Origin of the sequence: Aeromonas sp. ZOR0001 (genome assembly GCF_000801015.1) — a bacterium.
Classification (GTDB): Bacteria; Pseudomonadota; Gammaproteobacteria; order Enterobacterales; family Aeromonadaceae; genus Aeromonas; species Aeromonas veronii.
On record NZ_JRJY01000009.1, the window covers coordinates 21,703 to 28,657 of the forward strand.

General features: G+C 56.9%; 6 protein-coding genes. 4 read left to right on the top strand and 2 right to left on the bottom strand.

Annotated features, from left to right (window positions below):
• Positions 1-29 precede the first annotated feature (29 nt).
• Complete coding sequence (locus L972_RS01815) at positions 30-2,294, bottom strand: methyl-accepting chemotaxis protein (protein ID WP_047434833.1); 2,265 nt, start codon at positions 2,292-2,294, stop codon at positions 30-32.
• A gap of 375 nt (positions 2,295-2,669) precedes the next feature.
• On the opposite strand from L972_RS01815, the gene L972_RS01820 reads away from it, so the two are divergent.
• From L972_RS01820 to L972_RS01830, 3 genes are read left to right on the top strand one after another with little or no spacing between them, the layout of a single operon-like run.
• The gene (locus L972_RS01820) at positions 2,670-3,341 is read left to right on the top strand and encodes a CsgG/HfaB family protein (RefSeq protein WP_042054701.1); all 672 of its coding nucleotides are present in this window, start codon (positions 2,670-2,672) and stop codon (positions 3,339-3,341) included.
• Positions 3,342-3,351: 10 nt separating this feature from the next.
• Positions 3,352-3,705: a DUF4810 domain-containing protein gene (locus tag L972_RS01825; protein WP_050498494.1), complete on the top strand. Its 354-nt coding sequence runs from the start codon at positions 3,352-3,354 to the stop codon at positions 3,703-3,705.
• Positions 3,702-4,355, top strand: a complete 654-nt coding sequence (locus L972_RS01830; RefSeq protein ID WP_047434838.1) for a DUF799 domain-containing protein — start codon at positions 3,702-3,704, stop codon at positions 4,353-4,355. The genes L972_RS01825 and L972_RS01830 overlap by 4 nt, the downstream gene beginning before the upstream one ends.
• A gap of 129 nt (positions 4,356-4,484) precedes the next feature.
• Here the strand turns inward: L972_RS01830 and L972_RS01835 are convergent, their stop codons facing one another.
• A complete protein-coding gene (locus tag L972_RS01835; protein WP_005355925.1) occupies positions 4,485-5,489 on the bottom strand; it encodes a substrate-binding domain-containing protein in 1,005 nt (334 codons plus the stop codon).
• Between the two features lie 434 nt (positions 5,490-5,923).
• Here L972_RS01835 and L972_RS01840 point away from each other — a divergent pair.
• The coding region (locus tag L972_RS01840; protein WP_047434891.1) for a branched-chain amino acid ABC transporter substrate-binding protein at positions 5,924-6,955 on the top strand (1,032 nt) is incomplete at its 3' end.

The window sequence follows — 6,955 nt, forward strand, 5'->3', positions numbered from 1 at the left end:
AGCCCTTTGGCTATCCGATCCGCTCGTCATTAACGCTCCGGCGTGGTCATCTCCTGCAGCAACTGATCGATGCTGCCCACTACCTGCTCTGAGTTCTGCTCGATCTCGCGGTAGAGCGCCTCCGCCTCTTCATGCTTGTGCTGATTTTTCAGCTCGATAACCTGCTGGATCACCTGATGCAATCTGGCGTGGGGGGCGGCCATCGCCCTGAAGGCCGGTTGATCGCCGCAGCATGCCTGCCCTTCGCTGAAGTACCAGTGGCCAAGGCGGCACTCCTTGTCACTGACCGCCTCGCTGCGCGACAGCCCCTCCTGCCCATCCAGATAGGCTCGGACACGGGTCTTCCAGCCCATATGAGCGGCGCGGGCACGACTCAGCACCATCCGCACGTTGGAACCATCCTGAAACTGCCCGGCCAGATCCCCCAGCTTGTCCACCAGGGTCGCCACATGGCTGGCGATATGGGCGGTATCCCGCGCCACCAGCGTGGTGGCCTGGGAGATCTCGTGGACGCTGACGATGTTGCGGGTGATCTCGTCGCTCACCGAGGATTGCTCCTCCGAAGCGGCGGCGATCTGGGTGTTCATGTCGCGAATGCTGTTGACCGCCCCCTTGATCCGGCCGAGGGCTTCTCCCGCCTGATTGGCCCGCTCCACCGACTCCCCCGCTCGCGAGACGCTGTGTTCGATCATGGTCACCGTGGTGCCCACCGCCCGTTGCAGTTGCTCGATGGTGCCGCGGATCTCGGCGGTGGAGTGCTGGGTGCGCCCGGCCAGCGAGCGCACCTCGTCGGCCACCACCGCAAAACCGCGCCCCTGTTCACCGGCCCGGGCCGCCTCGATGGCGGCGTTGAGAGCCAGCAGGTTGGTCTGCTCGGCGATGGACTGGATCACCGCCAGCACAGAGCCAATCTGCTCGCTGGCCTTGGCGACCTCTTTCACCGTGTTGCCCGCGCTGGCGATCTCCTCGGCCAGCTGTTCGATCATGTTGACGCTCTGCTGCACCACCTCATCGCCGGTGACCGCCTGATTGTCCGCTTCGTTGGCCGCTTCGGCCGCCTGTGCCGTGTTGTTGGCTACCTCGTGTACCGTGCTGGTCATCTCGGTCATGGCGGTGGCGAGCTGGGTGGTCTGCTCCTGCTGGCGCGTCATGCTGCCAAGGTTGCCCGCCGCACTGCGCGACAGCCGCTCGCTCTCGCCAGCCAGTTCGCCCAGAGTCGCGGTGAGCTGGCTGATGGTGTCGCGGATCTTGGCAACAAAGCCATTGAACGCCGACCCGAGGCGGCGGATCTCCTCCGGCCCCGCCACCGGCAGCTTGCTGCCAAGATCGCCGGAGCCATTGGCCAGCGCCTCCAGCGCCTTGACGCTGTCGAGCAGCGGTCGATTGATGCGATTGAGTGCAAACGCCATCACCATGGCAATCACCAGAGCCCCTATCAGAGAGATGATCGCCATCTGCCAGCCCTGACGAGCCAGATCGGCCGCGACCAGACTGTGATCCCGGGTCAACTCGATGATACCGACCGCCTTGCCTGAGTAATCGCGCAGGGGCGCCGCCATCACCAGCAAATCACTCCCCTGTTGCGTCATATTGACGAAACGTTCCTCACCGGCCAGTACCGGCTGATACCACTCCATCGCCTCACCAAGCCGGGATGTGCCAACCAGCGTCACTAGTTTGCCCTGCTCAAACAGATAGATGGCGAGCTGCACCTGCTTGTCCAGCAGTTGGCCAAACAGTTTTTCATCCAGAGCACGACCAAACTCCACCGAACCGACCGGCTGCCCGTTGAAGGTGACCGGCACGACCCCGCGCAAACCGGTACCAGCCACGCCAATCTCCAACCCGCCAACGGCATGATGCTCGCGATTCACCTCAACCACAGTGGGGCGAATGGCAGAGAGGTCATCACCGTGTTTTTCAGGCTTGTGTACCCGATAGAGGGAAGTGGCTGGCGGCAAGTGGAACTGGAACTGCTCGATCCCCTGCGCCTTGATAGCGGGCCAGAGCGGATCAAACAGATTGGCGAGGGTCTGCCAATCCTTGTCGGCCACCGCCTTTGCTGCATCCGGCCGCTGGGCGATCAGGGTCGCCGCCAGCACGGTTTCATGGCTGGTGTTTTTGATCACCGCTTCCACATTCTGGAGCTGGCTCTGCAGTGCAGCCTGCTCGGCCGCGAGCGCCCGCTGGCGATTTTCAAACAGATTAAAGGTAAGCAGCACCACGGCGAGCAATACGATGCCGCCGATTGCCAGCAGCGTGATCTGGTGACCCAGCTTGCGAGGGGGGAACATAAGACACCATCCTTGACAGTCATACCCAACCTACAGGATGGAACGGTTAAGTCGGGAGTCCATCAGAACTTAACCCTTTGTTGATATTGATCAAACGATTAACAGGCAAAATGCGAGGTGGGTCAAACGGGGGGAATGTTTATCATATGGGCTGGAATTGGGTCTTGGTGCATACAACTGACAGTTTTCAGTCCAACACAACGATCACACTGCAAAATTTGGAGATCCCCCTTCAATCCCCCACCTTGGTTACCAAAGCACAACAAGGAGTTTTATTAAGGCTTCCAGCTGAAAAGGTTCCGTTGGGAGCTTCATTGGTATACGATACAGGCCCCACAAAAAAACATTAATAATCATAAACTTAATAAGGCTGTCATGACAAAGTATCACATTGTTGCTGTGACTATCGCAGCAAGCTTGACACTTGCGGGTTGTGCAAGCGAATCCTCCCGAACACTTGAAGTTGCCAAAGTGACCTCTTACCAGACCCAATACCAAGGCACTCGCAGCCCCATTTCTGTGGGCAAGTTTGATAATCGCTCAAGCTACATGCGCGGTATATTCTCCGATGGTAACGACCGCCTGGGTAGCCAGGCCAAGACAATCCTGATCACCCACCTGCAACAAACTGGCCGTTTCAGTGTTCTGGACAGAGCCAACATGGAAGAGTTGCAAGCGGAAGCAGGGCTCAAGAAAGAGACTCAGACGCTGAAAGGCGCCGATTACGTCGTCACAGGCGATGTCACTGAATTTGGCCGAAAAGCGGTGGGAGATCATCAGCTGTTTGGCATTCTCGGCAGGGGCAAATCGCAGATCGCCTATGCCAAAGTCAACCTCAACATCGTCGATGTCAAAACGTCAGAAGTTGTTTTCTCGTCACAAGGGGCAGGCGAATTCGAGCTTTCCAACCGCGAAGTTATCGGTTTTGGTGGCACGGCCGATTATGACTCCACACTCAATGGCAAGGTGCTCGACCTGGCGATTCGTGAAGCCGTAAACAATCTGGTCTCTGGCATCCAGAACGGTGCCTGGCAACCGGCTCGCTAAGGGGGAATCAATGAACAAAATGCGTCAAGGACTCTGTCTGGCTTTTGCCCTCTTCAGCTACGGTTGTGCGACCCCACCCAAGCCCCTGTACAACTGGGGTGAATATCAGGACTCGGTCTACCAGAACCTTGAAGAAAAAGATAACGGTGAACAGATCGATCGGCTTGAGAAAAACCTGCAAGAAGCCAATGGCAAAGGGGAAAAGGTGCCGCCCGGTTTCCATGCTCATCTGGCCATGCTTTATGCCCAGCAGGGGCGTGACAACCTCGCACTGGAACACTTCGAGAAAGAGAAGCAACTCTTCCCAGAATCAACCACTTTCATTAATTTTCTGCTCACCCAGAAGCAAGGAGCAGCCAAATGAAAAAGTTACTGATTTCCATCATGGGCTCACTGCTACTGGCTGGTTGCGCATCCCAACAAGCTGCGTATGACTACACAGCATTTCGGGAAAGTCACCCTACATCCATTCTGGTTTTGCCTCCCGTAAACCACAGTCCAGATGTTAAAGCCAGCAATAGCCTGCTCTCCCAGAGCACCATGCCACTGGCCGAGTCTGGCTATTATGTTTTCCCGGTCTCACTGACCAACGAAACCTTCCGTCAGAACGGCATGACTGTTGCGGAAGATATCCACTCTTTACCCATCAGCAAACTGCATCAGATTTTTGGTGCTGATACCGCGCTCTATCTGGACATCACCGAATATGGCAGCAGCTATATGGTGGTCTCGAGTGAAACAGCCGTGACAGCGAAAGCAAAATTGGTGGACCTGCGTAACGGCAAAACCATATGGGAAGGTACAGCCCGCGCTTCAAGCGCAGAGCAAAAGTCCAATGGTGGTGGTAGCCTAGTTGGCATGCTGGTCGTCGCTGTCGTTGACCAGATCACCAACACTGTGATGGACAAGGGCCATGATATCGCAGGGATAACCAGTTTCAGACTGCTAAGCGCAGGTATGCCTAATGGCATCCTGTATGGCCCCTACTCACCGAAATACAACACACAAAAATAACCATTCCTGCTTCTGACAGAAGTGAGGATAAGCAGAGTTGCTTGGGGAAAATCCTCTTGTACTCCAGCCAGCGAAAACAAAAACCCCCTCGTGACAGAGGGGGTTTTTCGTGTTGGCAACGGGTGCGGATTAACGCAGCGGTTTGACCGAGCGACGGACGATCAGCTCGGGCTGTACCGTCATCGATTCCACTTCCAGCTCCTTGTTGCGGATCCGGCTGACCAGATGCTTCACCGCCAGCTGGCCCAGTTCGGCCTTTGGGTGGCGGATGGTGGTCAGCGGCGGGCTGGAGAAGCGCGCCATCTCCACATCGTCGTAGCCGATGATGGAGATATCGTCCGGCACCTTGACTCCGGCTTCCCAAGCAGCGCAAATCGCGCCGATCGCCATGGGATCGTCAAAGGCAAAGACCGCGGTCGGACGAGGCTGCAGGGCCAGGATGCGCTGCATGGCATCGAAGCCGCTCTGGCTCTCGTAGTCCCCTTCAAAGACCTGTTCATCTTTAAGGGTCAGACCGTGCTCGCCCAGCGCATCACGTACCCCGTCCAGTCGCTGCTGGGTGGTCGGCTTGGAGAGCTGGCCAGTGATGCAGACGATGTCGCGGTGCCCCAGCTCCAGCAGATGGCGAACGGCCATGCGGGCGCCGATGCGGGCGTTGTCGTTGATGACGTTGGCGAAATCGCACTCCGTGCCCCAATCCAGTACCACCTGCGGCACGTTCTTGTGGATGCGCAGCATGTCACGCAACGGGGTGTCGATATCGGTACCCAATACCAGCAGGCCATCCACCCGTTTTTCCATCAGCATTCTCAGATAATGCTGTTGGCGAGGCGGCTGGTTTTCGGTGTTGCAGAGGATCAGGCTGTAGCCCTGTTCGAAGCAGTACGCTTCAACCCCTTGCACCACTTCTGCGAAGAAGGGGTTTACGCTGGTGGTCACCAGCATACCAATGGTCTTGGTCGAATTTATTTTAAGACTGCGCGCTACCGAGTTGGGCGCGTAGTTGAGTTCTGCCACCGCCTCAATCACTTTCTGGGTCGCGTCTTCGCTGACCCGCCGAGTGTGGTTGAGCACATGTGAGACGGTGGAGATGGATACGCCTGCGCGCGAGGCGACATCCTTGATAGTGGCCATCTCTGTCTCCTGACTGTCAAAGGCGGAACATTAGCAGATTTCCCGAATAAAGGCTTGGTTTTAACGAGCTCTGCCACGGAATTGTCAATGCCGGCTAATTTAGGCGCTCATTTCTGTTTGCGCAAATGGATTCTGGTCAAAATGGGAGCGCTGTCAGAGTAAAATATCGCCAGATTAATCCTCTGGCGTTTGTCAGAATCGCCTCTCGTTACCAAGATGTTAAGTCAATAAATCAAAATTAAGCTCTGATTAGCCAAAAATAACAGGTCATTTATTTCAAAATCCGCCCATCCAACCCCCTCTGGTTAGTATCTTTAACAGCTTGTTATTGCCCCGTGAGGAATGATAGAACCATACCTATAGCCGGATGCACGGGATGTAGATCCGGAATGGCACACGGAAATGAAACAATCCACTGATTAAGGGACGAATCAATGCATAAGTTGAGCAAAATCACAGTTGGCGCAGCGGTTTCTTTGGCTCTGTTTGGATCGATCTCCATCGCTCACGCGGCAGACACCATCAAGATCGGTATCGCAGGCCCGGTCACCGGTCCGGTAGCCCAGTACGGGGACATGCAGTTCACCGGCGGCAAGATGGCGGTCGAGCAGATCAACAAGGCTGGCGGTATCAATGGCAAGCAGATCGAAGCGGTCGTCTATGACGATGCCTGCGATCCCAAACAGGCGGTGGCTGTCGCGAACAAGGTGGTGAACGACGGCGTCAAGTTTGTGGTCGGCCACCTCTGCTCCGACAATACCCTGCCCGCCTCCGACATCTATGAAGACGAGGGGATCCTGATGGTCACCCCCGCCTCCACCAACCCCAAGATCACCGAGCGCGGTTACCAGCTGACCCTGCGCACCATTGGTCTGGATAGCGATCAGGGCCCGACTGCCGCCAAGTACATCATCGAGCAGGTCAAACCCCAGCGCGTGGCCGTTATCCACGACAAGAAGCAGTACGGTGAAGGGATCGCCTCCAGCGTCAAAGCGGCGCTAGACAAGGCTGGCGTGAAAGTGGTGGCCTTTGAAGGGATCACCGCAGGTGACAAGGACTTCTCCGCCCTGATCGCCAAACTGCAGAAAGAGAACGTCGATTTCGTTTACTACGGCGGCTATCACCCTGAGCTGGGTCTGATCCTGCGTCAGGCTGGCGAGAAGGGGCTGAAAGCCAAGTTCATGGGCCCGGAAGGGGTGGGTAACAAGGATATCTCCGCCATCGGTGGCCCGGCTTCCGAAGGCCTGCTGGTGACCCTGCCGAACAAGTATGATCTGGTGCCTGCCAACGCCCCGCTGGTGGCGGCGTTCAAAGCCAAGGGTCAGGACTCCTCCGGCCCGTTCGTCTGGACTACCTATGCCGCGGTGCAAACCCTGGCAGCCGGTATCGCCAAGGCGGGTGAAGATGACCCGGCCGCCGTTGCCGCCGCCATCAAGGCTGCGCCGATCGATACCGGGATGGGCCCC